Annotated in this window: 24 protein-coding genes; 16 read left to right on the top strand and 8 right to left on the bottom strand. The window is 72.0% G+C overall.

The features are described from left to right. Window positions 1-4: 4 nt before the first annotated feature. The 3 genes from ACFWRV_RS27285 to sbnA all read left to right on the top strand — a co-directional run bounded on the left by ACFWRV_RS27285 (window position 5) and on the right by sbnA (window position 3,154). Window positions 5-1,009, top strand: coding sequence for a TauD/TfdA family dioxygenase (locus ACFWRV_RS27285; protein WP_384338378.1), 1,005 nt, complete (start codon window positions 5-7; stop codon window positions 1,007-1,009). Further along, the gene (sbnB, locus tag ACFWRV_RS27280; RefSeq protein WP_384338377.1) at window positions 1,006-2,088 is read left to right on the top strand and encodes a 2,3-diaminopropionate biosynthesis protein SbnB; all 1,083 of its coding nucleotides are present in this window, start codon (window positions 1,006-1,008) and stop codon (window positions 2,086-2,088) included. Before ACFWRV_RS27285 ends, sbnB begins: the two co-directional genes overlap by 4 nt. Before the next feature lie 70 nt (window positions 2,089-2,158). Beyond that, entirely contained in the window at window positions 2,159-3,154 is a 996-nt protein-coding gene (sbnA, locus tag ACFWRV_RS27275; protein ID WP_384338376.1) for a 2,3-diaminopropionate biosynthesis protein SbnA, read from the top strand. A 97-nt stretch (window positions 3,155-3,251) separates the two neighbouring features. Here the strand turns inward: sbnA and ACFWRV_RS27270 are convergent, their stop codons facing one another. Beyond that, on the bottom strand, window positions 3,252-4,874 hold the full coding sequence (locus ACFWRV_RS27270) for an acyl-CoA synthetase (protein ID WP_384338375.1): 1,623 nt from the start codon (window positions 4,872-4,874) through the stop codon (window positions 3,252-3,254). A 167-nt stretch (window positions 4,875-5,041) separates the two neighbouring features. Here ACFWRV_RS27270 and ACFWRV_RS27265 point away from each other — a divergent pair, with 167 nt between their 5' ends. The 5 genes from ACFWRV_RS27265 to ACFWRV_RS27245 all read left to right on the top strand — a co-directional run bounded on the left by ACFWRV_RS27265 (window position 5,042) and on the right by ACFWRV_RS27245 (window position 9,626). Further along, the gene (locus tag ACFWRV_RS27265; RefSeq protein WP_384338374.1) at window positions 5,042-5,842 is read left to right on the top strand and encodes a crotonase/enoyl-CoA hydratase family protein; all 801 of its coding nucleotides are present in this window, start codon (window positions 5,042-5,044) and stop codon (window positions 5,840-5,842) included. A 37-nt stretch (window positions 5,843-5,879) separates the two neighbouring features. Further along, complete coding sequence (locus ACFWRV_RS27260; RefSeq protein WP_384338373.1) at window positions 5,880-6,836, top strand: Zn-ribbon domain-containing OB-fold protein; 957 nt, start codon at window positions 5,880-5,882, stop codon at window positions 6,834-6,836. Further along, window positions 6,837-7,889 carry a thiolase domain-containing protein gene (locus ACFWRV_RS27255; protein WP_384338372.1) on the top strand — a complete coding sequence of 351 codons (1,053 nt, stop codon included), beginning with the start codon at window positions 6,837-6,839 and terminating at the stop codon, window positions 7,887-7,889. Then, on the top strand, window positions 7,882-9,048 hold the full coding sequence (locus tag ACFWRV_RS27250; RefSeq protein ID WP_384338371.1) for a thiolase domain-containing protein: 1,167 nt from the start codon (window positions 7,882-7,884) through the stop codon (window positions 9,046-9,048). Before ACFWRV_RS27255 ends, ACFWRV_RS27250 begins: the two co-directional genes overlap by 8 nt. A 77-nt stretch (window positions 9,049-9,125) precedes the next feature. Further along, window positions 9,126-9,626: a hypothetical protein gene (locus tag ACFWRV_RS27245; RefSeq protein WP_003971159.1), complete on the top strand. Its 501-nt coding sequence runs from the start codon at window positions 9,126-9,128 to the stop codon at window positions 9,624-9,626. A gap of 264 nt (window positions 9,627-9,890) precedes the next feature. Here the strand turns inward: ACFWRV_RS27245 and ACFWRV_RS27240 are convergent, their stop codons facing one another. The 3 genes from ACFWRV_RS27240 to ACFWRV_RS27230 form a co-directional block, all read right to left on the bottom strand. Next, complete coding sequence (locus tag ACFWRV_RS27240; RefSeq protein WP_384338370.1) at window positions 9,891-12,104, bottom strand: germacradienol/geosmin synthase; 2,214 nt, start codon at window positions 12,102-12,104, stop codon at window positions 9,891-9,893. A gap of 193 nt (window positions 12,105-12,297) precedes the next feature. Beyond that, window positions 12,298-12,963 carry a transglycosylase SLT domain-containing protein gene (locus ACFWRV_RS27235; RefSeq protein ID WP_384338369.1) on the bottom strand — a complete coding sequence of 222 codons (666 nt, stop codon included), beginning with the start codon at window positions 12,961-12,963 and terminating at the stop codon, window positions 12,298-12,300. A 476-nt stretch (window positions 12,964-13,439) separates the two neighbouring features. Further along, window positions 13,440-14,576, bottom strand: coding sequence for an aminoglycoside phosphotransferase family protein (locus ACFWRV_RS27230; RefSeq protein WP_384338368.1), 1,137 nt, complete (start codon window positions 14,574-14,576; stop codon window positions 13,440-13,442). Between the two features lie 231 nt (window positions 14,577-14,807). Here ACFWRV_RS27230 and ACFWRV_RS27225 point away from each other — a divergent pair, with 231 nt between their 5' ends. Next, window positions 14,808-16,295, top strand: a complete 1,488-nt coding sequence (locus tag ACFWRV_RS27225; protein WP_384338367.1) for a hypothetical protein — start codon at window positions 14,808-14,810, stop codon at window positions 16,293-16,295. Between the two features lie 56 nt (window positions 16,296-16,351). Here the strand turns inward: ACFWRV_RS27225 and ACFWRV_RS27220 are convergent, their stop codons facing one another. Continuing rightward, window positions 16,352-17,782 carry a PP2C family protein-serine/threonine phosphatase gene (locus ACFWRV_RS27220; protein ID WP_384338366.1) on the bottom strand — a complete coding sequence of 477 codons (1,431 nt, stop codon included), beginning with the start codon at window positions 17,780-17,782 and terminating at the stop codon, window positions 16,352-16,354. A gap of 308 nt (window positions 17,783-18,090) precedes the next feature. On the opposite strand from ACFWRV_RS27220, the gene rpmG reads away from it, so the two are divergent. Both rpmG and ACFWRV_RS27210 read left to right on the top strand, forming a co-directional pair. Then, window positions 18,091-18,255: a 50S ribosomal protein L33 gene (rpmG, locus tag ACFWRV_RS27215; RefSeq protein WP_356569724.1), complete on the top strand. Its 165-nt coding sequence runs from the start codon at window positions 18,091-18,093 to the stop codon at window positions 18,253-18,255. 64 nt (window positions 18,256-18,319) lie between these two features. Further along, window positions 18,320-18,580, top strand: a complete 261-nt coding sequence (locus tag ACFWRV_RS27210; RefSeq protein ID WP_384338365.1) for a type B 50S ribosomal protein L31 — start codon at window positions 18,320-18,322, stop codon at window positions 18,578-18,580. 228 nt (window positions 18,581-18,808) lie between these two features. On the opposite strand, the gene ACFWRV_RS27205 is transcribed toward ACFWRV_RS27210, so the two are convergent. Both ACFWRV_RS27205 and ACFWRV_RS27200 read right to left on the bottom strand, forming a co-directional pair. Then, window positions 18,809-19,492 (bottom strand): YoaK family protein, encoded by a 684-nt coding sequence (locus ACFWRV_RS27205; protein ID WP_384338364.1) that lies wholly within the window; start codon window positions 19,490-19,492, stop codon window positions 18,809-18,811. Between the two features lie 162 nt (window positions 19,493-19,654). Next, window positions 19,655-20,155 (bottom strand): tetratricopeptide repeat protein, encoded by a 501-nt coding sequence (locus ACFWRV_RS27200; RefSeq protein WP_384338363.1) that lies wholly within the window; start codon window positions 20,153-20,155, stop codon window positions 19,655-19,657. Between the two features lie 98 nt (window positions 20,156-20,253). On the opposite strand from ACFWRV_RS27200, the gene ACFWRV_RS27195 reads away from it, so the two are divergent. Then, window positions 20,254-21,018, top strand: a complete 765-nt coding sequence (locus ACFWRV_RS27195; protein ID WP_384338362.1) for a VanZ family protein — start codon at window positions 20,254-20,256, stop codon at window positions 21,016-21,018. Between the two features lie 144 nt (window positions 21,019-21,162). Further along, entirely contained in the window at window positions 21,163-21,951 is a 789-nt protein-coding gene (locus ACFWRV_RS27190) for a DUF4389 domain-containing protein (RefSeq protein WP_384338361.1), read from the top strand. Here ACFWRV_RS27190 and ACFWRV_RS27185 read toward each other — a convergent pair. Further along, window positions 21,948-22,964: a helix-turn-helix transcriptional regulator gene (locus tag ACFWRV_RS27185; protein WP_384338360.1), complete on the bottom strand. Its 1,017-nt coding sequence runs from the start codon at window positions 22,962-22,964 to the stop codon at window positions 21,948-21,950. The genes ACFWRV_RS27190 and ACFWRV_RS27185 overlap by 4 nt on opposite strands. 98 nt (window positions 22,965-23,062) lie before the next feature. Here ACFWRV_RS27185 and ACFWRV_RS27180 point away from each other — a divergent pair, with 98 nt between their 5' ends. The 3 genes from ACFWRV_RS27180 (at window position 23,063) to ACFWRV_RS27170 (ending at window position 25,642) form a co-directional block, all read left to right on the top strand. Beyond that, complete coding sequence (locus ACFWRV_RS27180) at window positions 23,063-23,632, top strand: DinB family protein (protein WP_384338359.1); 570 nt, start codon at window positions 23,063-23,065, stop codon at window positions 23,630-23,632. 70 nt (window positions 23,633-23,702) lie between these two features. Continuing rightward, on the top strand, window positions 23,703-24,803 hold the full coding sequence (locus ACFWRV_RS27175) for a winged helix DNA-binding domain-containing protein (RefSeq protein WP_384338358.1): 1,101 nt from the start codon (window positions 23,703-23,705) through the stop codon (window positions 24,801-24,803). A gap of 134 nt (window positions 24,804-24,937) precedes the next feature. Next, window positions 24,938-25,642: a DUF4230 domain-containing protein gene (locus ACFWRV_RS27170; RefSeq protein ID WP_384338357.1), complete on the top strand. Its 705-nt coding sequence runs from the start codon at window positions 24,938-24,940 to the stop codon at window positions 25,640-25,642. The last annotated feature ends 85 nt before the right edge of the window (window positions 25,643-25,727 follow it).

Here is a 25,727-nt window from a genome sequence, read left to right as displayed (position 1 = left end):
CACCATGTTGTCCACCCGCACCGCTCCGCTGCCCGAGCCGGAGACGGAGCCCGGCCGTCCACCGCTGCTGCCGGCGGACCCCGGCGGCGACGCACCGGGCTGGATCGCCGGCCACCGCCACGCCCTGCGTGCCGCGGTCACCGAGCACGGCGCCGTCCTGGTCCGGGGGCTGGACCTGCGCGACGCGTCCGGCACGGCCGCCGTCCGTGACGCGCTCGGCGTACTCCCCGTGGCGGAACGCGAGACCTTCGCCGCCCGGGACACGTACGGCGACGGAGTCCTCTCCGCCACCCCGTGGCCGTCGAACCAGCCGATGTGCATGCATCACGAGCTGAGCTACGCCCTGGAGTGCCCCGGGCTGATGCTGTTCGCCTGCCTCCGGGCGCCCGAACGGGGCGGAGCCACCGGTGTCGCCGACGCCGCCGCCGTACTGGCCGCCCTGCCGGACGCGCTGACCGCGCGCTTCGAACGCGAGGGCTGGCTGCTCACCCGCAGCTTCAACGGTGAGATCGGCGCCGGTCCGGCCGAGGCCTTCGGCTCCGAGGACCGCACCGCGATCGAGGCGTACTGCCGGGCCAACGCGATCCGGGCCACCTGGCGTCCGGACGGCGGGCTGCGCACCGAGCAGCACCGCGCCGCGGTGCTGCGCCACCCGGCCGACGGACGGCGCTGCTGGTTCAACCAGATCGCCTTCCTCAACGAGTGGACGCTCGACCCCGAGATCCGCGCCTACCTGACCGAGGAGTACGGGGCCGACGGTCTGCCGTTCAACACCCGCTACGGCAACGGCGAACCGCTCACCGAGGACGTCGTCCGGCTGATCAACGAGGTGTACGAGGCGCACACCGAACGCAGCCCGTGGGAGACCGGGGATCTGCTGATCGTCGACAACCTCCGCACGGCCCACAGCCGCGAGGCGTACGAGGGATCCCGCGAGGTCGTCGTCGCACCGGCGGATCCGGTGAAACCGGCCGACGGCCCCACCCGTATCGAGATGAGCGCATCATGACCACCGCCCACGCGACCACGACCTCCCCGACGGCGTCCGGCCCGTTCGGAGGGCAGCCCGCCGTGCCGCCCTTCGCGGTCATCACCGGTGCGCAGGTCCAGGACGCCCTGCGCGGACGCGAGAAGGACATCGTGTCGGTGATCGAGAACGCGTACCGGCTGCACGGCTCCGGCGCGTCCGTCAACCCGCCGTCCTCCTTCCTCCGGTTCCCCGACCGCCCGGTCTCCCGGATCATCGCGCTGCCCGCCTCGCTCGGCGGCGACGTCCGGGTGGACGGGGTGAAGTGGATCTCCAGCTTCCCGGAGAACGTGGCGTCCGGCATTCCCCGTGCCTCCGCCGTGCTGATCCTCAACGACCACACCACCGGCTACCCCTTCGCCTGTCTGGAGAGTTCCATCATCAGCGCGACCAGGACGGCCGCCTCCGCGGCCGCGGCCGCCGACTGGCTCAGCCGCGACCGGCCGCGCCCGGTCCGGGTCGGGTTCTTCGGGGCGGGGCTGATCGCCCGCTACATCCACACCTTCCTGGAGGGGACCGGCTGGTCCTTCGACGAGATCGGCGTCCACGACCTGTCGGCGAGCAGCTCCGCCGGCTTCCGTCTCTACCTCGAACAGGCGGGAGCCACCGGCCGTGTCACCGTGCACGACACGGCTCAGGAGCTGATTCGCCAGAGCGACCTGGTGGTCTTCGCCACCGTCGCGGGAGCCCCGCACGTCCGGGAACCGGCGTGGTTCGGACACCATCCGCTGGTGCTGCACGTGTCGCTCCGCGACCTGGCGCCGCAGATCCTGCTGACCGCGACCAACATCGTCGACGACGTCGGGCACTGTCTGCGGGCGGCCACCTCACCGCACCTCACGGAGCAGCTCACCGGCAACCGGGACTTCCTGACCGGGACGCTGGACGACGTGATGTCCCGCCGGGTGAGCGTCCCCGCGGACCGCACGGCGGTGTTCTCGCCGTTCGGCCTCGGCCTGCTGGACCTCGCGGTCGGCAAGTACGTCTACGACGAAGTGGCGCGCTCGGGGGAACTGCGGACCGTGGACGGCTTCTTCCACGAACTGCGCAGGTACGGGTGAGCGGCGTCGCTCCCACGTCCCCCCTGCCCCGCCCACGCCACTCGCCCCGCTCACACCGGAGGAGGACACGGTGCCTGTCATCTCTGTTCCCCAGGCCTTCAACGAGGAGGACCTGTACGTCGATCTCCGGGCGATCCTCGGACCCGCCCTGTTCCTCAAGTGCGAGGGCTTCAACTTCGCCGGGTCGATCAAGCTGAAGGCCGCGGCCGAGATGGTGGCGGCGGCCGAACGCGAGGGGGTCCTGACCCACCGGTCGATCCTCGTCGAGTCGTCATCGGGCAACCTCGGCGTGGCGCTCAGCATGATCGCGGCGAGCAAGGGCTACCGCTTCCTGTGCGTGACCGACTCCCGCTGCAACCTGGCGACCCGGCTGATGATGGAGGCTCTGGGCAGCCAGGTGCACACGGTCGCCGGGACCGGGGCCAACGGAGGATTCCTCGGCGCCCGGCTCGACTACGTGCGCGATCTGTGCGCCACCGACGACCGCTGCGTCTGGCTCAGCCAGTACACCAATCCGGGCAACTGGCGGGCCCACTACCGCACCACGGCCCCCGCGATCGCCCGGTACTTCCCCGACCTGGACGTCCTGTTCGTCGGTGCGGGCACCACGGGAACCCTGATGGGCTGCGCGCGCTACTTCCGACGGTGGCACCGTCCGGTGCGGATCGTCGCCGTGGACAGCGCCGGCTCGGTCTCCTTCGGCGGAGCTCCGGGACGCCGGATGATCCCCGGACTGGGCATGAGCGTACGGCCGCCGCTGCTGGACGAGGCTCTCGTGGACGAGGCCCTCGTCGTGGAGGAGGCCGACACCATCCGCGCCTGCCACCGCCTGGCCGCACGCGGCTTCCTGTTCGGCGGCTCGACCGGCACGGTGGTCAGCGGGGCCGTGGGCTGGCTGGAACGGCACGGACACCCGGGCCTGACCGCCGTGGCCATCGCCCCCGACCTCGGCGAGCGCTACCTGGACACGGTGTACCAGGCGAGGTGGGTACGCGACCTGTACGGGGACGACCTCGACGGCGAGGCGCGTGAACCCGCGCTCCCGTCCCTGGAGGCGGGAGCGTGAGCCGGGACCGCGTACGGGAGGCGGGAGTGTGAGCCGGGACCGCGAACGGGAGCCGGGACCGCGTACGGGCCGCGGGGCCCGTCCCGGCGCCCGTCCCTCAGCCCCGGCCGGCTCCCGCCGCCACCGCCTTCGCCCAGCGGTAGTCCGCCTTGCCGCTCGGCGAGCGCTGGATCCGGTCGGCCAGCACCAGTGCGCGGGGGATCTTGTAGCCGGCGAGCCGGGTCCGGCAGTGCGCCTGCACCGCGTCCAGCGTCAACGCCTCAGCTCCCTGCCGTAGTTGGACGACGGCGGCGACCCGGTTGCCCCAGCGCTCGTCGGGGACGCCCGCGACGAGCGCGTCGTACACGTCCGGGTGGGACTTGAGCGCCTGCTCGACCTCCTCCGGATACACCTTCTCGCCCCCGGTGTTGATGCACTGCGAGCCCCGGCCGAGCACGGTGACGATGCCGTCCGCGTCCACGGTCGCCATGTCGCCCAGCAGGACCCATCGCTCATCGCCCCGGCGGAAGAAGGTGTCGGCGGTCTTGGCCGGGTCGTTGTAGTAGCCGAGCGGGACATGCCCGCGCTGCGCGATGCGGCCCGGCTCGCCCGGGGCCACCGGCTCGTACGTCACCGGATCCACCACCGCCGTACGGGCGTTGACCTGGACCCGGAAGCCCTTCTCGGGGCCCGAGTCGGCGGTGGCCGTGCCGTTGAACCCGGACTCGGAGGAGCCGAAGTTGTTCAGCAGCATCACCGTCGGCACCAGCGCCTGAAACTCCGCCCGCACCGAGTCCGACATGATCGCCCCGGAGCTGGAGACGGAGAAGAGCGACGAGCAGTCCGTCCCGCGCAGCGGTCCCTTCAGACAGTCGATCAGAGGACGCAGCATCGCGTCGCCGACCAGCGACACACTGGTGACCTTCTCCTTCTCGATCGTCCGCAGTACCTCTTCCGGCACGAACTTACGGTGCACGACCACGCGTTGACCGAAGTTGAAGCCGATGAACGCGGTCAGCGTGGACGTCCCGTGCATCAGCGGCGGCGTGGGGAAGAACGTGATCCCGTCCCCGCCGGCGGCCACACGCTCCGCCAGTTCCTGCGGGGTCTTCACCGGCTCGCCGGTCGGCGCTCCGCCGCCGAGTCCCGAGAAGAACAGGTCCTCCTGACGCCACATCACCCCCTTCGGCATGCCGGTCGTGCCGCCCGTGTAGATGATGAACTGGTCGTCGGCGGAGCGCGGCGCGAACCCGCGCCCGGCCCCGCCCGACTCCTCCGCCTCGATGAACGGCACGACCGTCACGGCCCGGGGCGTCGCGGCAGCGAGCCCCACCCGGACCAGATGACGCAGGCCCGGAGCCTGCGGGGCGGCCGCCGCCACCCGCTCGTCGAACTCGCCGTCGAAGACCAGCGCCGCCAGGTCCGCGTCCCGGTAGAGGTAGACCAACTCCTCCTCGACGTAACGGTAGTTGACGTTCACCGGCACGATCCGTGCCTTGAGTGCCCCCAGCACCGTCTGGAGGTACTCCACCCCGTTGTAGAGATGCAGCCCCAGGTGCTCGCCCGGGCGGATGCCCGCGTCGATCAGGTGGTGGGCGATCCGGTTGGCGGCGGCGTCCAGCTCCGCGTAGGTGAGCCGTCGCTCCGCGCCCGTACCGGGATGGTCGACGTACAGGAGCGCCTCACGGTCGGGCACCGCGTCGACGACCGACTCGAACAGGTCGGCAAGGTTGTACTCCACCGTTCCTCCTGACCCCGGGTGACTGGCGACTCGGCCGTCATTAGAGCGCCGGGCGGCACAAGTGGGAAGGGGTGGCGTCGAAACAATCTGACGAGCTGTCAGAAATCTATTGAACTGCGTCCCCTCCTCCTGCAACCTGTTCCAGGTCTGGAGAACAGGAGTCGGTCATGGGCGGTACGGAACACCTCACCGTGCGGCGCGAAGGCGCCACGCTGGTGCTCACCTTGAACAGACCACAGGCCAGGAACGCGCTCTCGCTGCCGATGCTCGTCGGCCTGTACGACGGCTGGCTCGCGGCCGACGCGGACGACACGGTCCGCTCCGTCGTCCTCACCGGAGCGGGCGGCGCGTTCTGCGCCGGTATGGACCTCAAGGCCCTGGCGGGCGGCGGAATGGAGGGGGAGGAGTACCGGGAGCGGATGACGGCCGACCCGGACCTCCACTGGAAGGCGATGCTGCGCCACCACCGCCCGCGCAAACCGGTGATCGCCGCCGTGGAGGGCCCCTGTGTCGCGGGCGGCACCGAGATCCTCCAGGGAACGGATATCCGTATCGCCGGGGCGGGCGCCACCTTCGGGCTCTTCGAGGTCCGTCGCGGTCTCTTCCCGATCGGCGGCTCCACCGTCCGGCTGCCCCGCCAGATCCCCCGCACCCACGCCCTCGAAATGCTCCTCACCGGCCGCCCGTACAGCGCCGAGGAGGCCGCCGCCATCGGGCTCATCGGCCGCGTCGTGCCCGACGGCACCGCCCTGGCGGAGGCCCTCACCGTCGCCGAGCGGATCAACGCCTGCGGACCCCTCGCCGTCGAGGCCGTCAAGGCCTCCGTCTACGAGGGCGCCGAGCTGACCGAGAGCGAGGCGCTGGCCGCTGAACTCAAGCGCGGCTGGCCCGTGTTCGCCACCGAGGACGCCAAGGAGGGCGCCCGCGCCTTCGCCGAGAAGCGCCCGCCCGTCTACCGGCGCGCCTGATCCCAGCACCCGGTGCACCCGATCCCAGGAGAGAGCCATGACCGACGTCCTCAGCGCCCCGCTGGTGGTCGAATTCCCCTTCACCCGATCCCTGGGTCCCGTCCAGAGCGCCTTTCTCACCGGCCTGCGCGAACGCACCGTCCTCGGCGTCCGCACCCAGGACGGCACGGTCCTCGTACCGCCCGTCGAGTACGACCCCGTCACCGCGAACGAGATCCGCGACCTCGTCGAGGTCGCCCCCACCGGCACCGTCACCACCTGGGCCTGGAACCCGGCGCCCCGCCGCGGCCAGCCGCTCGCCACCCCCTTCGCCTGGGTCCTCGTCCGCCTCGACGGGGCCGGCACCGCGCTCCTGCACGCCCTCGACGCGCCCGGCCCCACCGCCGTGCGCACCGGAATGCGCGTCCGCATCCGCTGGGCCGCCGAGCGCACCGGCGCCATCACCGACATCGCCTGCTTCGAACCGTACGAGGGGGAGCCCGGCCCGGACGAACCCGCCGTGCACAGTGGTGAGTTCACCGATCCGGTGCTCGGCATCGTCGCCCCGGCCCGCCTCGACTACGTCCACACCCCGGGCCGCGCCCAGAGCGCCTACCTCGCCGCTCTCGAAGGCCGCCGCACCGTCGGCGAGCGCTGCCCCTCCTGCCGCAAGGTCTACGTACCGCCGCGCGGAGCGTGCCCCACCTGCGGAGTCGCCACGGCCGAACAGGTCGAGGTCGGGCCGCGCGGGACCGTCACCACCTTCTGCATCGTCAACATCAAGGCGAAGAACCTGGACATCGACGTCCCGTACGTCTACGCCCACATCGCGCTCGACGGGGCCGACCTCGCCCTGCACGGCCGCATCGCCGGCATCCCGTACGACCAGGTGCGCATGGGGCTGCGCGTCGAGCCCGTCTGGGCCGCAACGGGTCAGGGCGCCCGACCCCCGGACCACTACCGGCCCACCGGCGAGCCCGACGCCGACTACGACACGTACAAGGAGCTGGTGTAGATGCGGGACGTGGCCATCGTCGCCTTCGCCCAGAGCGCGCACCGCCGGCGCACCGACGAGCTCTCCGAGGTCGACCTCCTGATGCCCGTCCTCCACGAGGTCCTCGGCGCGACCGGCCTCAAGGCCAACGAGATCGGGTTCACCTGCTCCGGCTCCGCCGACTACCTCGCCGGGCGCGCCTTCTCCTTCACCATGGCCCTCGACGGCGTCGGCGCCCACCCGCCCATCTCCGAGTCCCACGTCGAGATGGACGGGGCCTGGGCGCTGTACGAGGCCTGGGTGAAGATCCTGACCGGCGAGGCGGACACCGCGCTCGTCTACTCCTACGGCAAGTCGTCCCCCGGCCGGGTCCGCGACGTCCTCACCCGCCAGCTCGACCCCTACTACCTCGCCCCGCTCTGGCCGGACTCCGTCGCGCTCGCCGCCCTCCAGGCCCAGGCCCTCATCGACGCCGGCGACACCGACGAAGGGGCTCTCGCCGAGATCGCCGCCCGCAACCGCACCGCCGCCGTCGACAACCCGTACGCCCAGCTCACCGGCGACGTCCCGGCGGGCGACCCCCTCGTCCACCCGCTGCGCACCGGCGACTGCCCGCCCATCGGGGACGGCGCGGCCGCCGTGGTCCTCGCCGCCGGGGACACCGCCCGCGCCCTGTGCGCGCGGCCCGCCTGGATCCGGGGCATCGACCACCGGATCGAGGCACACAGCCTGGGCGTCCGCGACCTGACCGACAGCCCCTCGGCGCGGCTCGCCGCCGAGCGCGCCGGGGCCTTCGAACGGCCCGTCGACACCGCCGAGCTGCACGCCCCGTTCACCTCGCAGGAGGTCGTCCTGCGCAAGGCGCTCGGGCTCGGCGACGACGTCCGCGTCAACCCCTCCGGGGGCGCGCTCGCCGCCAACCCGATCATGGCCGCCGGACTGATCCGGCTGGGCGAGGCAGCAGCCCGCATCCACCGCGGCGAGTCCGACCGGGCGCTCGCCCACGCCACCTCCGGGCCCTGCCTGCAACAGAACCTTGTCGCCGTCCTGGAAGGGGAGAGCGCTCATGCCTAAGGAGCCCGTCGCCGTCGTCGGCATCGGCCAGACCAAACACGTCGCCGCCCGGCACGACGTGTCCATCGCCGGACTGGTCCGCGAGGCGGCGGTCCGGGCGCTGGAGGACGCCGGGCTGACCTGGGCCGACATCGACGCCGTCGTGATCGGCAAGGCGCCCGACTTCTTCGAGGGCGTCATGATGCCGGAGCTCTATCTCGCCGACGCCCTCGGCGCGGTCGGCAAACCCATGCTCCGCGTGCACACGGCGGGCTCGGTCGGCGGATCGACGGCCCTGGTCGCCGCCAACCTGGTCGCCGCCCGGGTGCACCGCACCGTCCTCACCCTCGCCTTCGAGAAGCAGTCCGAGTCCAACGCCATGTGGGGCCTCTCCCTGCCCGTCCCCTTCCAGCAGCCGCTGCTGGCCGGCGCGGGCGGCTTCTTCGCCCCGCACGTGCGCGCGTACATGCGGCGCACCGGAGCGCCCGACGCCGTCGGCTCGCTCGTCGCCTACAAGGACCGCCGCAACGCCCTCAAGAACCCCTACGCGCACATCCACGACCACGACATCACCCTGGAGAAGGTCCGGTCCTCGCCCATGCTCTGGGACCCGGTCCGCTACTCCGAGACCTGCCCGTCCTCCGACGGGGCCTGCGCGATGATCCTCACCGACCGCGACGGCGCGGCCCGCTCCCCGTATCCGCCCGCCTGGGTGCACGGCGGTGCGATGCGCAGCGAACCCACCCTGTTCGCGGGCAAGGACTTCGTCTCCCCGCAGGCCGGCAAGGACTGCGCCGCCGACGTCTACCGGCAGGCCGGGATCACCGACCCGCGCCGGGAGATCGACGCCGTCGAGATGTACGTGCCGTTCTCCTGGTACGAGCCGATGTGGCTGGAGAACCTCGGCTTCGCCGACGAGGGCGAGGGCTGGAAACTCACCGAGGCCGGCGTCACCGAACTCGACGGCGACCTCCCGGTCAACCCCTCGGGCGGCGTGCTGTCCACCAACCCCATCGGCGCCTCCGGCATGATCCGCTTCGCCGAGGCGGCCCTCCAGGTGCGGGGGAGGGCCGGGGAGCACCAGATCGACGGGGCCGCCCGGGCGCTCGGCCACGCCTACGGCGGAGGGTCCCAGTTCTTCGCCATGTGGCTCGTGGGAGCGGAGCCCCCGCCCGGCTGAGGAAACGCGATGGACCCGGTCCCACGGGGGCCGGGCCCGGCTCCGCAACGTGAGCCGGGACACGTAACATGGCAGGCATGTCCTTCCTCCGCCGCCGTAGCGCCGCAACACCCGCGGGCCCGGACTTCGACGTCCTGGCCATGGATCCCGGGGACTGGCCCGGCAACCTCGGCGCCGGTCTGCTCCCCGCCCCCGACGGCAGCTGCCAGGGTGTCTTCCTCCGCTACGACCTGTACGGCGGCCGGGGCCCGGCAATGATCATCGGCAACCTCCCGGAAGGCTCGCCCGCCCGCGAGACCGAGGAGGGCCAGGTCCCCTTCGAGGTGGCACAGCTGCTCCTCGCCCTGGAGAACGACGAGCCGATCGAGGTCGTCAGCTCCGAGGACGTCCCCGTCATGCAGGGCGACAATCTGCTGATCGTCCGCCGCGTCAAGCTCTCCGAGAGCCGTATCGCCTGCGTCCAGTTCGACCGCAGCGACGGCGTCCTCGTGACCATCGCCAGCTGGGACCGGCCGATCACCGACGACCTCTACACCCTGCTCAAGCCCCTGCCCGCAGAGCTGTTCCAGCAAGGCTGAAACGTATCTCCATAGGCCGCCCGCATATGCCGGGCGGCCGCTTTCGTTGTCCGGGGGTGGTATCCGGCCACTCCCGTGCACCTTGGGCAGCCGGGAGCCGCCTCCGCCGCCTTCACCCTGCCCCTGGCCCACTGCGGCCGGCGGATCTCCCGGGCGGTCGACCGCCCGGGTCGTGCGCCCCGGACGGCTGCTCGCGGAGGCGGGCCGTAGCTGCCGGCGGCCCGCCGCGCGGCTCCTCGGCGCGGCGGGCCATGCTGTCGTGAACTACACGAGGCTGCCCGCCGATTGGGTCATCAGCCGGGTCACCCGCGCCGCCGACGTGCCGAGCCCCGTGGGGCCGCTGAGGTGCCAGGGCGTGCCGTGACCGCGCCGCAGGTCCTCCTCGCGGTAGCGGCGGCAGCCCCGGTGCCAGATCAGGATCCCCGCGATCCAGTGCTTCAGCTCCCGGACATAGCCCGCCAGGATCTCCCTCGCCTCGGCGTCCAGGTCGAAGTCGTCGTACAGCAGCGGGAGTTCGACCTCGGCGACATGAAGGAACTGCCGTAGCCGTGAGTTCATCAGGTCGTGCACGATCGCCACGCCGGTCGGATAGTCCACGCCGAAGAAGTTCTGCACGACCAGGACGCCGTTGTGCACCTCGCCCTCGTACTCGATCTCCTTCTGGTACGAGAACAGATCGTTGAGCAGGCACGCGTAGTCCGCCGCCGCGTTCTCCAGGGAACGCATCGGGCCGCTGCGGTAGACCTCCTCCGGAACCTTCCTGCCGTGCCCGAGCCGGCACAGGCTCATCGTCAGGTCGGAGCCGAACGTCGCGCGCCGCATCTCGACGTAGTCGACCGGGTCGGGGACGCGGTTCTGCGCCTGGTTCGCCAGCTCCCACAGCCAGCTCGCGGTCATCGTCTCGATCGCGGTACGGAAAGTGCGCCGCGCGCCCGCGTCCATCGGGGCGGCCGTCCGGTGCCACAGGTCGCCCAGGCTCCGCTCCAGGGCGTTCACCGGCTCCGGCGTCCCCTCGTCGGCCAGCGGCATGAACAGCGACAGCCGCTCGTTCGCCAGCCGGGCCCCCGCCAGGTCCCGGGTCCGCCCGTGCACGACCGGGAACCAGTCGTCGCCGTACGTCCCCCAGGCCAGCCAGCCCGAGGACAGGTCCAGTTCGTCGGGGGTCGCGTCCGGGTGGATGCCCGCCGCGCACAGCGGCAGGTCGATCGCGACGATCCGGTTCTCGTCCCAGATATGAGAACCCGGCACGCCCGGCTGGGCCTCCAGGATGCCCATCCGCCGCGCCCAGTCGACGAGCCGGACGCGCGCTCCCCCCAGATGCGGGCTCAGTGTCGTCCCGAACGGCAGGTCGAAGTCCGGCAGCAGGGAGGGGCCCACGTGCTGGTACGGCACATGGCTGTGGCTGCGGGCCCGCGCGGTCTCCGAGCGGAGGGTGAAGGCGATGGAGGCGGCGGACATGCCGAAGCCGGCCACAGCCTCGCCCGCGCCGCCGCCGTTCATGTAGCGGCTGGAGCGCATGTGCCATTCGTGGCCGCCGGACTGCCAGTCCTGGAGCCCCTTGACGTACGCCAGCACAGCGGCGGTCTGCGTCGGGTCCAGGCCCTTCTCGGCGCAGAGCGGGCCGAGTTCGGTCAGGGCGGTGTTCTCGAACTGCTGGAGCCGTGAGGTCAGCAGGTCGTTGACGGCCTCGGCGGCCTCCTGCGTGGAGCAGTCGAGGAACTTCTCCAGCACCAGCACGCCGTTGCTGTTCTCCCCCTCGTCCTCCACCTCACGCTGGTACGAGAAGAGGTCGTTGCGCAGGTGCACCGCGTCGGAGAACGCGTCCCGCAGCACCCGCAGCGGGCGGGCGTCGGCGACCGGGGCGGGCACCTCGGCGCCGGCCGCGTACTCCACCAGCCCCGCGGACCAGGGCGCGCCGCCCACCTTGCGGCGCATCTCGATGTACTCGACGGGGTTCGCGATGCGGCCCTCGTGGATGTTGGCGAGCTCCCACAGGGACTCGTTGAGGAGGTTCTCCGTCGACTCCGCGAACCGGGCCCGCCAGGCGTCCGTCATCGCCGGGACCGTCCTGGCCCACAGATCGGCGAGCCCCGCCTCGACGGGATTCTCCGGCTCGGGTGTCGCGGCTCCCCGCTCCATCGGCATGAAGGCGGGCAGCCGGTCAAGATACCGCTTGCCGCCCTCCCGGTCGGGCGTGCGCTTGAACAGCTCCAGGAAGTGGTCGTCGAAGAAGAAGACCCACACGTACCAGTCGGTGACGAGGCTGAGCGCCTCGGCCGAGCAGTCGGGATGGGTGTAGGCGCACAGGAGGGCGTAGTCGTGCGCCTCCAGGTCCTTCTGCTCCCAGATGCCGGAACCCTCCAGCATTCCCATGGAACGGGCCCACCCCCGGGTGTGGGTACGGGCCGCCTCCACATGAGGGTTGAGCCGCGCCGGATACGGAACATAGAAGTCCGGCAGTGAGAAGGGCTGTGCCATGTGCGTCAGGCCTTTCCAGAAGCCTCCGCGCGGGGAAACGCGCGGACCGGTGGTGTCCGCGCAGCACTACCCTTCGGCCATACGGAGCACGCACAACGGCGATTAGTCACATGATCGCTTCGTTGGTGCGTGCTCGGAAGGCGGTCGTTCGGGAACCGGTCGTTCAGCTGTCGGCCGGTCGGTCGTCGGTCGCTCAGTAGGCGGAGTCGACGTTGTCGATCGAGCCGTACCGGTCCGCGGCGTAGTTGGCGGCGGCGGTGATGTTGGCGACCGGGTCGGTGAGCTTCTTCGGGGTGCCCTTGACGTGGTAGGCGTCGAAGGTGGGCTGGATCACCTGGAGGAGGCCCTTGGAGGGGATGCCGTTCTGCGCGTTGATGTCCCAGTCGTTGACGGCGTTCGGGTTGCCGCTGGACTCGCGCATGATGTTGCGGTGCAGCCCCTCGTAGGAGCCGGGGATGTTCTTCTTCTCCATGATGTCGAGCGACTCACGGATCCAGCCGTCGAGGTTGTCCGCGAACTTCTTGGGCGTGACGGCCTTGCGCTCGGTGGAACGGTTGGCGGCCTGCTTCTCGGAGCGCGCCTTGTCGGCGGCCTTCTCCGCGGTGGCCTTGTCGGCGGCCTTCTTCGCGGCGGCTTCCTTGGCGGCGTTCTCCTTGGCGGCCTTCTCGGCCGCGTCCTTCGCCGTGGGGACGCCCGCCGCGGCGACCGGCTCCACGGAGACGGAGGACCGGGTCGCGGTGGTCTGCGCTTCGCTCGGGCCGCCGGTGGCGGTTATGGCGGTGACGGAACCGGCCGCGACGAGCACGGCGGTGGCGATCTTGTGCGAGCGGGTGATGCGCAGGGTGGAGATGCGGGGCATGCGTGAGCTCTTCCTATGGGGGACGGGCTTCGCGGCCTTCGCGCCGCGTCGGCAGGAACCGGGTTGTCCGGGCCGCGGTCGCCGATGGGCGATCGACGCTGGCTCGAACTCGGTGCTTGCCGGGATCCATGGTTAGCGGGCACCGACATAGGAAGCAATGACCGCCTTTACTACTCTTCATCGTGAGATGCCAATTTATGAGCCATATGGGCGGTTCGTTACGCCGGGCGGGAGGTCTCACGCCTACTACCGGAGGCCGTAGGTGACGTGGGTCTCGTGGCGGGCCTCACCCGCGAAGGACCCCGGAACGACACAGGGTCAGCGTCGGGTCACCGAACGCACGACAGCGCGCCGCGGGATCCGGTGTGTCGGCACCGGGTCCCGCAGCGCGCTTCTTCACAGTGGTCTGGTCACTGTGGTCTTCGATGGGCAGGCGCCGCGCCTGCCCTGTTGTCCGGTCCGGGCGTCGTCCCGCCTCAGCGGGTGCCGACCGCCGCCCGCACCGCCCGCCGCGCCATCGCGCAGTCGTCGTGCAGCCTCCGCAGCAGCAGCCGCTGCTCCTCGCCCGAGGAGAGCGCGCCGGGACGGTCCTGCCCCGCACCCACCGAGGGCGCCTCCCGCATGGTGCGCTGGACCGCCGTCTCGTAATTGCGGATCTCGCGCGTCAGCACCAGCATCAGGTTCACCAGGAACGCGTCCCGCGCGGCCGGGCCCCTGGCCTGCGCCAGCTGGCTGATCTGGCGTCGCGCCACCGGGGCGTCGCCCAGCACCGCCCACAGCGTCGCCAGGTCGTACCCCGGGAGATACCAGCCGGCGTGCTCCCAGTCGACGAGCACCGGCCCGGTCGGCGACAGCAGGATGTTGGAGAGCAGCGCGTCCCCGTGGCAGAACTGCCCCATGCCCTGCCGGCCGCCCGCATGGGCCAGACCGTGCAGCAGCTTCTGGAGGTCACCGAGATCACGGTCGGTGAACAGCCCGAGCTCGTGGTAGCGGGAGATCCGCGAGGCGTAGTCGAGCGGTGCCTCGAAGAGTCCGGGCGGCGGCCGCCAGGCGTTCACCCGGGCGATCGCGCCCAGCGCCGCGCGGATGTCGGCCCGCGGTGGCGCCTCCGCCGGGTGCCGGGTGAGGGCGGCGACCCGGCCGGGCATCCGCTCGATCACCAGCGTGCAGTTCTCCGGATCCGCCGCGATCAGCCGGGGCACCCGAACCGGGGGGCGGTGCCGGACGAACGCGCGGTACGCCGCTATTTCGTGCCGGAACCGCTCGGTCCACGCCGGCGAGTGGTCCAGTAAACACTTCGCGACGGCGGTCGCCCGCCCGGTCGTTCCGACGATCAGGACCGAACGGCCGCTGCGGCGCAGCACCTGGACCGGGTTGAACTCGGGGCAGATGCGCTGCACGGAGGCGATGGCCATCCGCACCTGCGCGCCCTGGGGCCCGGACAGGTCGATCCTTCCGCTGAGCGGTCCGGCGCCCGGTCCCTGGGCCCGTCGGGCCCGGCCCGGACCCTGCGCCGGCGCGCCGGCGTGAGGAGCGAGATAGGGCCCGCCGCCCGCGCCCATCGGGCGGAGCGGACGGGGCGGGGCGGACACGGAGGACGATGCTGTGTACATGGGCGAGACAGATCCCTTCGTGCGCCGACAAGGTACGTGCGCCAACCCGGCCGACGGCCGTTCGGCACCCTGGGGAGTACCTAGGGCTGCCGGGCGGGGTGGCGCACTCCTACCTGACAACGGGTCGCGGGTGGCAGACCATCTGGCGGACCCTGGCGAACCCTGGCGAATAGTCACAGCGCATCTGACAGGGGGTTAGTGTCAAGTCAGCCGAGAACCTGGGGGCTTGAAGTGACCGGAGAACCCAACACCCGCCTCAACGACCTGTTCGGCCTGGCCGGCTGGTCCAAGGGCGAACTCGCGAGAATGGTGAACCGGCAGGCGGCGGCCATGGGCCACCCGCAGCTGGCCACCGACACCTCGCGTGTCAGGCGCTGGATCGACATGGGGGAGTCCCCCCGTGATCCTGTGCCCGAAGTGCTGGCAGCTCTGTTCACCGAGCGGCTCGGCCGTGTCGTGACCATCGAGGACCTCGGGTTCGGCCGACGCGGGCGTGTGGGGAAACGGCGTGACTCCGGGACGGAACACAATCCCGATCAATTGCCGTGGGCGCCCGAACGGACGGCAGCGGTCCTCACCGAATTCACGGGAATGGACCTCATGCTCAACCGACGCGGCTTGGTGGGTGCGGGCGCCGCGCTCGCCGCCGGCTCAACCATCGCCGGCCCCATGAACGACTGGCTGCACAGCGACCCCGCTCTGGCGGCCGACGCTCCACGTACCAACGATCCCCTGCACGCCGATCCCGCCGGTCTCGACCGGTACGAGGCCGCGCCGGTCGGCTCCGAGGAGATCGAGGCACTGGAGCACTCGGTCGAGGTCTTCCGCGCCTGGGACGCGTCCCGGGGCGGCGGCCTCCAGCGCAAGGCGGTCGTGGGACAGCTCAACGAGGTGGGCGGCATGCTCGCCTACCGCCACCCCGACCATCTCCAGCGCCGGCTGTGGGGCGTCGCCGCCAACCTCGCCGTCCTGGCGGGCTGGATGTCCCACGACGTCGGCCTCGAACCCACCGCCCAGAAGTACTTCGTCATCGCCGCCCACGCGGCCCGCGAGGGCGGCGACCGGCCGCGCGCCGGAGAGGCGCTCTCCCGGGCGGCACGCCAGATGGTGCACCTGGGCCGCCCCGACGACGCACTCGACCTGATGAAGCTCGCCAAATCCGGCTCCGGCGACGAGACCCTGCCCCGTACGCAGGCGATGCTGCGCACCATCGAGGCCTGGGCACAGGCGTCGATGGGCCGCGGCCAGGCCATGCGGCGCACCCTCGGCGAGGCCGAGGAGCTCTTCGTCTCGGACAAGGGCGATGTCCCCCCGCCCAGTTGGATGCAGATGTTCGACGACGCCGACATGCACGGCATGCAGGCGCTCGCCTTCCGCACGCTGGCCGAGCACGACCCCGGAGCGGCGATCATCGCGCAGCGTCATGCCAAGCAGGCGCTGGAGCTGCGGATCAACGGACGCCAGCGGTCGAAGATCTTCGACTACATCTCCCTCGCCTCGGCCTGCTTCATCGCCAACGACCCCGAGCAGGCCGACCGTTACGCCCGGCTCGCACTGGTGTCGATGGGGGAGACCTCCTCGCACCGCACCTGGGACCGACTGCGCGAGATGTACCGGCTCACCGGTCAGTTCGCCGGATACGCCGGGATCCAGGATCTGCGCGAGGAGATCGAGCTGTCGATGCCGAGCCAGAAGAAGGCCAGGGGCACCCAGATCTGACCCGGCCCCGCCGCGCCGCTCCGCGCTCCTTCACGCCCTGATGAGTCCGCGCTCCCTCACGCCCCGATACGGGCGACCAGCACGCACGCGTCGTCCAGGCGCTCGGTCCCGCCGAACTCCTCGACGACGCTCCGGACGCACTCCTGTGCCGTACGTGCCTCTGCGAACCGAGGGGCGAGGGCGAGCAGCGTCTCCGGGCCCGCACCCCGGTCGCCGCGTCGTGTCAGGCCGTCGGTGTGCAGAACTAGCACGTCGCCGGGGAGCAGCCGTACCTCGTCCTGCTCGAAGACGGTCCGGGGCGCGGCGCCCAGCAGCATCCCGTCCGGCGGCGGCAGGAGCCGTCCCGAACCGCCGCGGCAGAGCAGCGGCGCGGGGTGCCCGGCCTGCGCCCAGGAGAGAAGGGAGGTCTCGGGGTCGAAGCGGCAGCACAGGGCGCTGCCCAGCGCGGGCTGTATCGACGTTTCCAGCAGTTGGTTGAGGTGTCCCATCAGCGCGCCCGGCTCGATGCCGGCGACGGCCAGCCCGCGCAGTGCGCCCAGCATCATCGCCATCGCCGAGGTGGCGGGGATGCCGTGCCCGGTGAGGTCGCCGACGGTGAGCAGGGTGCGCCCGTCCGGCAGCTCCATCGCGTCGTACCAGTCGCCGCCGATGAGCCCGCTCGACGCGGAGGGGAGGTAGTGCGCGGCGATGTCCAGGGCGCCCGGGCCCTGCGGCGGGAGGCGCAGCGATCCGCGCCACGGCGGCAGAACGGTCTCCTGGAGCTCCACGGCCATGCGGTGCTCGGTGCGCTCGATGTGCTCCTCGCGCCGTACCGACGCGCGGCTCCTGCTCACGGCCTGCTCGCTGCGGCGCAGCTCGCTGACGTCCCGCAGGACGGCCCACATGGAGGCGGTGCAGCCCTCGGCGTCGAGGACCGGCTCGCCCGTCATGTGCAGCGTGCGCGTGCCGCCGTCGGGGCGCGTGATGCGGAACTCGCCGTCCATCGGACGGCCGTCGACGAGGCAGCCCGTCACCATGGCGGTCAGCCCCGGCTGGTCCTCGGGCAGCAGCACGGACGGCAGGTCGTCCAGGGAGAGGGGCGTGGAGCCGGGCGGCCTGCCGAAGATCTCGTACAGCTCATCGGACCAGCTGCACTCGTCGGTCAGGAGGTTCCACTCGGCGCTGCCGACCCGGTTCAGCAGGGAGCCGGACCTCGGCCCGTCCTGCGCCTCGCCGCCCCGGGGGGCGGAGTCCTCGGCACGCGGGCCCGGCAGGCCCGCCCTGAGCTGGCCCAGGTGTTCGTCGAGGTCGTCCAGGTGGTGCACGGCCAGCTCGCACAGGGCACGCTGCCAGCGCAGCTGCGGGTCGTCGTCGTCGAACACGACGGCGTCCCGCCGCACGGCGTCCACGTCACCGCGCAGCCGTCGCGTCCGGTGGATCAGGTCGTCGACGGCGTCATGCGCGGGAGGCTGTGGTGCGGGGCGGTCCGCGAAGAGGGGGGACGGCATCTCGTACTCCGATACAGGCGCGGCCGAGCCGGTTCTGAGGGGTGAACCGCTACCGACTGTCGCACAGGCCATGGCGGGCCGTAAGGGATTTGGCAACACTCGATGCGTTGTTGCGTCTGGCATATGCCAGCGGCTCTCCGGGGCGGCCGCAATCCGAACAGGCTTGCGTCTGGGGCGGGTTGGCGGCGCGACTCCGGGCGTTCGAGGGGCGGGAATGCGGAGAGGCGGCCCCGCGTTACCTCACCAGAACGAAAACGAATCTCATTCCCGATTGGGGATGGGGTCGGCAGAGGCATCGGGAGGCGCCCATGGCACGCAGCGAGACCAGGCCCGTCGTCACCCTCCGGTCCACCGCCGGAACGGGCCGCAGTTACGCGACACGCAAGAACCGCCGCAACAACCCTGACCGGCTGGAGCTCCGCAAGTTCGACTCCGCCGCCGGACGGCACGTCCTGTTCCGTGAGGTCCGCTGACCGCCCGGAAGAGGTCCGTCACCCTGTACGCCACCGCTGTCCGCGGTGAGGAAGGAACGCATCGATGAAGTCCCGTATCCACCCCGTGTCCCGTCCCGTGGTCTTCCGCGACCGCACGGCCGACGTCGCCTTCCTGACCCGCTCGACCGCCGACTCCGGCGAGCGCGTGGAGTGGGAGGACGGCAACACCTACCCCGTCATCGACGTCGAGACCTCGTCGGCGAGCCACCCGTTCTACACCGGCGGCCGTCAGGTGCTCGACACGGCGGGCCGCGTCGAGCAGTTCCGGCGCCGCTACGGCACCGGCGAGACGGCCGGTGGCTGACCGGACGTGACCTGACCTGACCGGGGAGGGAGTCGGGGAATCCGTGCCGTGGATCACATCCAGGGGGGCGGATTCCCGGGAACGCCCAAGGATGGTTTATCGTTCATCTATACGTGGGTGTGAGGGGGACAGTGTCCCCGGGCCTCACCTGTAGCCCATGGGGAGGATCGCACTGCCGAAGCCCCGTGGAGCCCTCCGCCGAGAGGCGACCGCCCTTCACGCCCGCACTCAAGCCGCCCCGGCTGGATTCCCCCGATCCGGCCGGGGCTTCCCCTTGCCCGGCCGGAACGGGCCGCCCCGGCCCGGAAACGTCTCCAGGGCCAGTGCGCCGGCCGCCATCACGACCGCCCCCAGCGCGGCTCCGGGGCTCCACCACCGCTCGGCCAGCGCCGCGACCGCCGCCCCCGCCACCACAGCGGCCAGCCGACCCAGTACCCACCCGTCCCCGCCGCGCAGCTCCCGCAACGCCACGCGACCCGCGAGCGAGGTCAGCGTCCCGGTGAAGTAGTTCGTCGGCGTCACCCGTACGCGCCCCTGGACGCCCATCGCCACCGCCACCAGGGCCAGCAGCCCGAGTCGGTCCCCGTACGACGTGACCAGCTCCAGCCCCCACAGCACGGCCGCCGCACCCAGCAGGACGACCTCCGCCCCCAGCAGCAGCGGGACCCCGGGGTCCCGCCGTCCGGCCATCAGCGCGCCCGCCGCCACCCCGCAGAAGTAGGCCCCCAGAGCCACGGCCACCTTCAGCGCCACGCCGTCCTCGCCCGCGCCGGCGGCCGAAGCCCCGAGCAGCACGAGATTCCCGGTCATCACGCCGGCGAAGACCTGCCCCACGCACAGGAAGACGAACGCGTCCGCCGCCCCGGAAGCCGCGGACAGGAGAAGCAGCGCCCCCTCGCCGCGCCAGGGCACAGCACCGGCCCCGGACGGCCATGAGGGGGACGAGGAAGGCGGAGACGGCGGAGGCGCCGGGGGAGCGGTGGACACCCGAGCATTCTCGGCATCCGCCGCTCCCGGACCGGCGCGTCGTCCGTGCCGCGGCGCGCCGCGGACGATGCCCCGGCCCCGCGCCGATCACATCGTCTCGTCGAGGTCCTTCGCGTAGTGCTCGATCGCCCGCCGGTACCGCTGGACGGACGGGTCCTGGCTGGTCGTGGCCGTCAGCTCCAGCAACAGCCGCATCGCCTCGTGGTGCTCGGCGGTGTTGAACAGGGCCATCGCCAGGAACGTCCGCAGCGCGCCGTCGTCCGGGAACTCCTCGACGCCCCGGCGCAACGTCTCCACCGCCTGCCCGAACCGGCCGAGGACCCGGTACGTACTGCCCAGCCCCAGCAACGCCCCGCGCCGGTCCTCCGCGGCGAGTTCCGGACCGGCCAGAGCGCGCTCGTAGTACGGCACCGCTTCCGACTCCAGACCCAGCACATCGTGGATCCACGCCGTCCGGTAGGCCACCTCGGCGTCGCCCGGATACTCGGCGGTCAGGGCGAGCAGCCGGCTGCGCGCCTCTTCGGGCCGGCCCTCCTCACGCAACCGGTCGGTCTCCTTCAGCAGGTCCCTCTTCTTGTCTGCGCTCATGCGCACATCGTCGCAGGCGGGCGCGGACGGCCGGACGAGTTTTCGCTCCATGGCCCGCCCAGGCGTGTGTTCCGGCCGGGCGGGGGCATCTGTCGGCCATGACAGCAGAGGCGAATCCCCCTGTACGCCAGGGGACATGGGTACGGGTGCTGGTACGCGGGCTGGTGCTGGCGGCGGCGCTGGCGGGACTGGTGGCGTTCTCCGTCCTGCTGGCCAAGGTGACGCTCACCCCTTCACCGGCCTCCGAGGACCTCGTCACCTCGAACCTCCGCCCCGGGCGCTCGCTGCGCCAGTACGCCGAGGACTACACCTTCCTCGCCGCGTGCAAGCAGGCGGGCGGAAACCTGCTGCTCGGTGTGCCGTTCGGACTCCTGCTGCCGTTCTTCGTACCCCGTCGCCTGCGGATGATCCGGACGACGCTGCTGGCGGCCGTCGCCATGGCGATCGTCGAACTGATCCAGGGGGCCCTGGTCCAGGGACGCGCCTTCGACATCGACGACGTCATCCTCAACACGTCGGGCGCGCTGCTCGGGTACTTCCTGCTGGGCCGCCGGATCAGCCACCGCTACTACGTCTACGCCGACGCTCCGCGTACCGCCGACCGGCCGGAAGAGCCCGCGGCCGAGCCGAAGCCCGCCCCGAGGAAGGCCACCGGCAAGGCGGCCGCGCGCACGACAGACACCCGGAGGAAGGCCGCCCGCACCAAGGCCGGACAAGGGGCGCTGACGAAGCCCTCGGCCACGGCCACGGCGACGAAGCGCGGCTCCCGCACCCGGAAGACCGCCGGTACGGACAGCGCCGGCCGGCCCGCCACCGGCTCCGGCGGCGTCCGCTCCCTGCTGGACCGCGTCCGCAGGCGCTGAGCCGGGCAGCCGTCCGGTCCGGCAGCCCTGCGGACCCGGCACCCGTTCGGTCCGGGCCGTTTGCGGGCGGCCCGGACCGGACGCACGGTGGGGACACGTCCTGCGCGCGGATGCGTCAAGGATCTCCTGCCGAGGAGGACCGACATGGCCGAAGGCCAGTGGAGCCCGGGCCGCAAGGATACGGACGCGGACGAGTTCAGGCCCGTCCTGGACATCGCCGGACCGGCACGCCAGCGGCGGCTGACCGTACTCCTGCGACTCCTGCTGCTGATCCCGCACTTCATCGTGCTGTTCGTCCTGCACATCGCGGCGTTCTTCACCGTCATCGTGGGATGGTTCGCGGCCCTGGTCCTGGGGCGGCTGCCCGACCCCGTCTTCCGGTTCCTGACCGATGTCCTCGGCTACGACATGCGCGTCTCGGCGAGCGACATGCTGCTCATCGACCGCTACCCGCCGTTCGCCCTGACCCCGCCGGCCGACTACCCGGTGCAGATCGAGGTGCGGCCCACCCCGCTCAACCGGCTCGCGGTGCTGTTCCGCGTCTTCCTGATGATCCCGGCGGCGATCGTGCAGAGCCTCGCCGTGTACGGATGGTGGGCGCTGGCCTTCGTCTGGTGGCTGATCACGCTCTGTCTCGGCCGGATGCCCCGCCCGCTGTTCGAGGCGACGGCGGCCACCCTGCGCTACCGGATGCGCTTCTCCGCGTACGTCATGATGCTCACCCCCGCCTATCCCAAGGGCCTGTTCGGCGACGACGACCTGGCCGTCGCTCCGGAGCACTCACGCTCGGCCACCCGCCCGCTGGTCCTGAGCAGCGCCGCGAAGTGGCTCGTGGTGCTGTTCCTGGTGCTCGGCCTCGCCGGGCACATCACCTCGTCCGTGACCGCCTCGACGACCGACGACACGACCGACACCCGCCTCGTCGGCCGCTAAGGGGCGCGGGACCCCGTGGAGCCACGGTGCCCCTGGCCCGCCGCGGCGGCGTAGCGGCGGGCCAGGAGGGCGAAGGCGTCCCTGAGCTCCTCGGGCCCGACCACCTCGATGTCCACGTCGAACCGGCCGAGTCCGGCGGCCAGAGCGGGCCACGACCACGCGCCCACGACCACCCGGCAGCGGTCCGGGCCGCACTCCTCGACGATCCCGTTGCGGAGGTGGCCGGCCACCTCGGAGGCCGGCGCGTCGAGGATCACCTCGCCTCGGCAGGGCCACTCGCCGAGGGCCCCGGAGCCCTGGAACCGGGCGGCGACGAAGGCGGCCACATCGCCTCCGGGCACCTCGCGCGGCGTGAACCGGGGGCCCGTGGGCGTGCGCGGGGATATCCGGTCCGCGCGGAAGGTCCGCCAGTCCGCACGCTCCAGGTCCCAGGCGACGAGATACCAGCGCCCGCCCCAGGTGACCAGCCGGTGCGGCTCCACCCGTCGCACCGCGGGCGGTGCGGCGGCGCCCGGCGGCGCGTACGCCGGGGAGTGGTCGAACCGCAGCACCTCGTGGGCGCGCACCGCGTCGCTCAGCGCGAGAAGGACGCGCGGGTCGGCCTGCGGCTGCGGTGGGCCCCCCGTGCGCTCGACGGCGGTCACGTTCAGGGCGTCGACGCGATGGCGCAGCCGGGCGGGCATGACCTGCCGGACGGTGGTGAGCGCGCGGGCCGCGGCCTCCCCGATGCCGGCGCCGGTCGCGGTGGCGGTCCGCAGGGCGACGGCGAGGGCGACGGCCTGATCGTCGTCGAACAGCAACGGCGGCAACCGGGCGCCCGCGTCCAGCCGGTACCCGCCGTCGGGCCCCTTGAAGGCCGCGATGGGATAGCCCAGCTCCCGCAGCCGGTCGACGTCACGCCGCACCGTACGCGGGCTGACGTCCAGCCGCTCCGCCAGCAGCTGACCCGGCCAGTCGCGGCGCGCCTGGAGCAGGGAGAGCAATGCCAGCAGTCGGGCTGAAGTCTTCGGCATGACACCAGTATGAGCGGAGTGGAGGCCACACCCTGGCCGCTTCTCCTGAGAAGGTCGATCCACACCGCACGACGGAACACCGGAAGGACTCGATCACCATGACCACACCCTCCACGGCCCCCGACGCCGAGCGCACCGACCTGCTCGCCTCCCTCGCCGCCGCGCGCGCCGCCCTGACCTCCTCGGTGCACGGCCTCGACGACCAGCAGGCCGGTGAGACCCCGACAGTCAGCGCGCTGTGTCTGGGCGGCCTGGTCAAGCACGTCATGGCCATGGAGGAGGGCTGGCTGAACTTCGCGACCGAGGGTCCCTCGGCGATGGACTTCTCCCTGCCCGAAGGGGTCACCTGGGAGGACTTCATGGCCGGCACCGCACGCGAGTACCCGAAGTGGGCGATCGACCGCGAGAAGGAGTTCCGGATGCTGCCCGGCGAGACGCTGACCGGCATCCTCCACGCCTACGAGCAGATCGCCGCCCGCACCGAGAAGATCATCCTCGCCGTCCCGGACCTCTCGGCGGCGCACCCTCTTCCCGAGGCGCCCTGGAACGAACCCGGCGCCGAGTGGAGCGTACGGCGGGTGCTGACCCATGTCGTCGCCGAGACCGCCCAGCACGCCGGGCACGCGGACATCCTGCGCGAGTCGCTCGACGGGCGGCAGGCGACGTGATCCGCGGGAGAGACCGAGGAACCGACGGCGAGCGATGGCCGGCGGGCGACCGGAAGGCGGAGACGACACGGTGACCGTCCTCGACGACCGGGCGCTCAACCGCGCCATGCTGGCGCGCCAGTTGCTGCTGGAGCGGACCGGTCCGCCGGTCGTGGACGCCGTGGCCCACCTCTGCGGCCTCCAGGCGCAGGAACCGCAGGAGCCCTTCGTCGGGCTCTGGTCCCGGCTGACCGCCTTCGATCCGGCGGTTCTCTCGGATCTGCTGACCCGGCGCAGCGTGGTGCGCACCCACCTGATGCGCCGCACGGTCCACCTCGTCACCGCCGACGACGTTCTCGCCTGGCGCTCCCGCCACGACGCGATGCTGCGTCAGAAGGTGCTCGGGGTCTACCGCGACGAGCTGAAAGGGGTCGACCTCGAAGAACTCGCCGCGGACGCGAGGGACCTGATGTCCGACGGGGAACCCCGCACCGCGGCCGAGATCGTGCGGGAGCTCGCACCGGGCCGGCCGGGTCTCGGGCCCCGGCCCCTGGGCGAGATGGTGGTGGCCGCCCTGGTCCCGATGGCACAGGCGCCGCCCCGGGGGCTGTGGCGGACGAAGGGCGGGGTGCGCAACGTCGCGCTCTCCTCCTGGCTGGGCCGCCCGGTCGATCCACCCGCCCCCGACGGCGCCGACCCGGTCGGCCGGATGCTGGTCCGGCGCTATCTGGCCGCCCACGGGCCCGCCGCCACGGCCGACCTGCGCGCCTGGTCCGGCCTGGCCGGGCTGCCCGGCGCGGTGGCAGCCGTACGCGACGAACTGGTCTCCTTCCGCGACGAGCGGGGACGGGAGCTGCTCGACCTGCCCGACGCGCCGCTACCGGATCCGGACACCCCCGCCCCGGTGCGCTTCCTGCCGGCCTTCGACAACGCGATCCTCGGCTATCAGGACCGGAGCCGGATCATCGACGACGCCCACCGGGGCCTCTCGGTGGCCGGAGAGCGTGTCGTCCTGGTCGACGGCCGCGTGGCCGCCACCTGGACCGTCGTCGATGACGTGGTCACGGTGGAGCCCCTGCGCACCCTCTCCCGGGCCGATCGGGCCGCCGTGGCCGACCAGGGGAGCGAGTTGGCCTCGTTCCTCTCCGACGGCGGCGGCGACCGGGTACGGGTGGCGGCCTCGCCGCGCTGACGGCCCCGGCCCGGCCGCCAGGAGCGCCGTCGCGTCTGCCGCCCGTATCGGAACAGGCCTATTTTGTGCGGGATTTTGTCCGCGAGATGCCGGGAGGCGGACTGAAAGTACCGGAGACGGGTCACACGCAGAACATGACGTCCAGCGACGTAACCCCAGAGTCCGCGCCCCACGGCGACGGAAAGCGCACCGCCCGCCCCTCGCGGGGATGGCTGAAAGTCCTCGGCATCGGCGCGGCCGTACTCGTCCTGCTGTTCGCCGGCAGCCGGCTCAGCCTGCTGCCGGGACTCGGCGACTTCTTCGGCGAGGAGACCCACGACAGGTCGGGCCCCGCCGTGCTCAAGTCGATCCAGGACATGAGCTCGTACGAGGCGGCCTCGGGCAACTTCCAGGTCGTCGTCGACCTGGAGAAGGACACGAAGTTCGTCCCCGACGCCCTGCGCGGCACCCGCACGCTGTTCGTGGGGGCGGGCACGGTCGCCGCCTCCGTCGACCTGGGCAAGGTCACCGAGGGCGGCGTCGTGGTCAACGAGGACCGCACTGCGGCCGAACTCCGGCTGCCCCGAGCCGCGTTGGCCAAGCCGGCCCTCGATCCCGACCGCTCCTACGCGGTGTCGAAGCAGCGGGGTCTCTTCGATCGGCTGGGCGACTTCTTCTCCGACAACCCCGGCAGCGAGCAGGCCGTCAACAAGGTCGCCGTCCAGCACATCGCTGAGGCGGCGAAGGAGAGCGAACTGACCGCCCGGGCCGAGAAGAACACCGCCGACATGCTGAAGGGTCTGCTCGGCTCCCTCGGCTTCGAGCGGGTCACGGTGCGGTACGGCGACGACCAGGAATGATCGCGTCACCCGGGCGGCCGTGCGGACTCCGCGCGGCCGCCCGCGCGGTTCCCGGGGGAGCCCGCCCGTCGCCCGCCACCCTTGA

It is taken from the genome of Streptomyces sp. NPDC058576 (assembly GCF_042718715.1).
GTDB lineage: Bacteria > Actinomycetota > Actinomycetes > Streptomycetales > Streptomycetaceae > Streptomyces.
This window is presented reverse-complemented; position numbering and strand designations above follow the sequence as displayed.

Excerpts from the sequence above, each read along its gene's own strand:
- ACFWRV_RS27285 (WP_384338378.1), top strand. The coding sequence starts at position 5 with ATGTTGTCCACCCGCACCGCTCCGCTGCCCGAGCCGGAGACGGAGCCC.
- sbnB (WP_384338377.1), top strand. The coding sequence starts at position 1,006 with ATGACCACCGCCCACGCGACCACGACCTCCCCGACGGCGTCCGGCCCG.
- ACFWRV_RS27265 (WP_384338374.1), top strand. The coding sequence starts at position 5,042 with ATGGGCGGTACGGAACACCTCACCGTGCGGCGCGAAGGCGCCACGCTG.
- ACFWRV_RS27260 (WP_384338373.1), top strand. The coding sequence starts at position 5,880 with ATGACCGACGTCCTCAGCGCCCCGCTGGTGGTCGAATTCCCCTTCACC.
- ACFWRV_RS27255 (WP_384338372.1), top strand. The coding sequence starts at position 6,837 with ATGCGGGACGTGGCCATCGTCGCCTTCGCCCAGAGCGCGCACCGCCGG.
- ACFWRV_RS27250 (WP_384338371.1), top strand. The coding sequence starts at position 7,882 with ATGCCTAAGGAGCCCGTCGCCGTCGTCGGCATCGGCCAGACCAAACAC.
- ACFWRV_RS27245 (WP_003971159.1), top strand. The coding sequence starts at position 9,126 with ATGTCCTTCCTCCGCCGCCGTAGCGCCGCAACACCCGCGGGCCCGGAC.
- ACFWRV_RS27240 (WP_384338370.1), bottom strand. The coding sequence starts at position 12,104 with ATGGCACAGCCCTTCTCACTGCCGGACTTCTATGTTCCGTATCCGGCG.
- ACFWRV_RS27235 (WP_384338369.1), bottom strand. The coding sequence starts at position 12,963 with ATGCCCCGCATCTCCACCCTGCGCATCACCCGCTCGCACAAGATCGCC.
- ACFWRV_RS27230 (WP_384338368.1), bottom strand. The coding sequence starts at position 14,576 with ATGTACACAGCATCGTCCTCCGTGTCCGCCCCGCCCCGTCCGCTCCGC.
- ACFWRV_RS27220 (WP_384338366.1), bottom strand. The coding sequence starts at position 17,782 with ATGCCGTCCCCCCTCTTCGCGGACCGCCCCGCACCACAGCCTCCCGCG.
- rpmG (WP_356569724.1), top strand. The coding sequence starts at position 18,091 with ATGGCACGCAGCGAGACCAGGCCCGTCGTCACCCTCCGGTCCACCGCC.
- ACFWRV_RS27210 (WP_384338365.1), top strand. The coding sequence starts at position 18,320 with ATGAAGTCCCGTATCCACCCCGTGTCCCGTCCCGTGGTCTTCCGCGAC.
- ACFWRV_RS27200 (WP_384338363.1), bottom strand. The coding sequence starts at position 20,155 with ATGAGCGCAGACAAGAAGAGGGACCTGCTGAAGGAGACCGACCGGTTG.
- ACFWRV_RS27195 (WP_384338362.1), top strand. The coding sequence starts at position 20,254 with ATGACAGCAGAGGCGAATCCCCCTGTACGCCAGGGGACATGGGTACGG.
- ACFWRV_RS27190 (WP_384338361.1), top strand. The coding sequence starts at position 21,163 with ATGGCCGAAGGCCAGTGGAGCCCGGGCCGCAAGGATACGGACGCGGAC.
- ACFWRV_RS27185 (WP_384338360.1), bottom strand. The coding sequence starts at position 22,964 with ATGCCGAAGACTTCAGCCCGACTGCTGGCATTGCTCTCCCTGCTCCAG.
- ACFWRV_RS27180 (WP_384338359.1), top strand. The coding sequence starts at position 23,063 with ATGACCACACCCTCCACGGCCCCCGACGCCGAGCGCACCGACCTGCTC.
- ACFWRV_RS27170 (WP_384338357.1), top strand. The coding sequence starts at position 24,938 with ATGACGTCCAGCGACGTAACCCCAGAGTCCGCGCCCCACGGCGACGGA.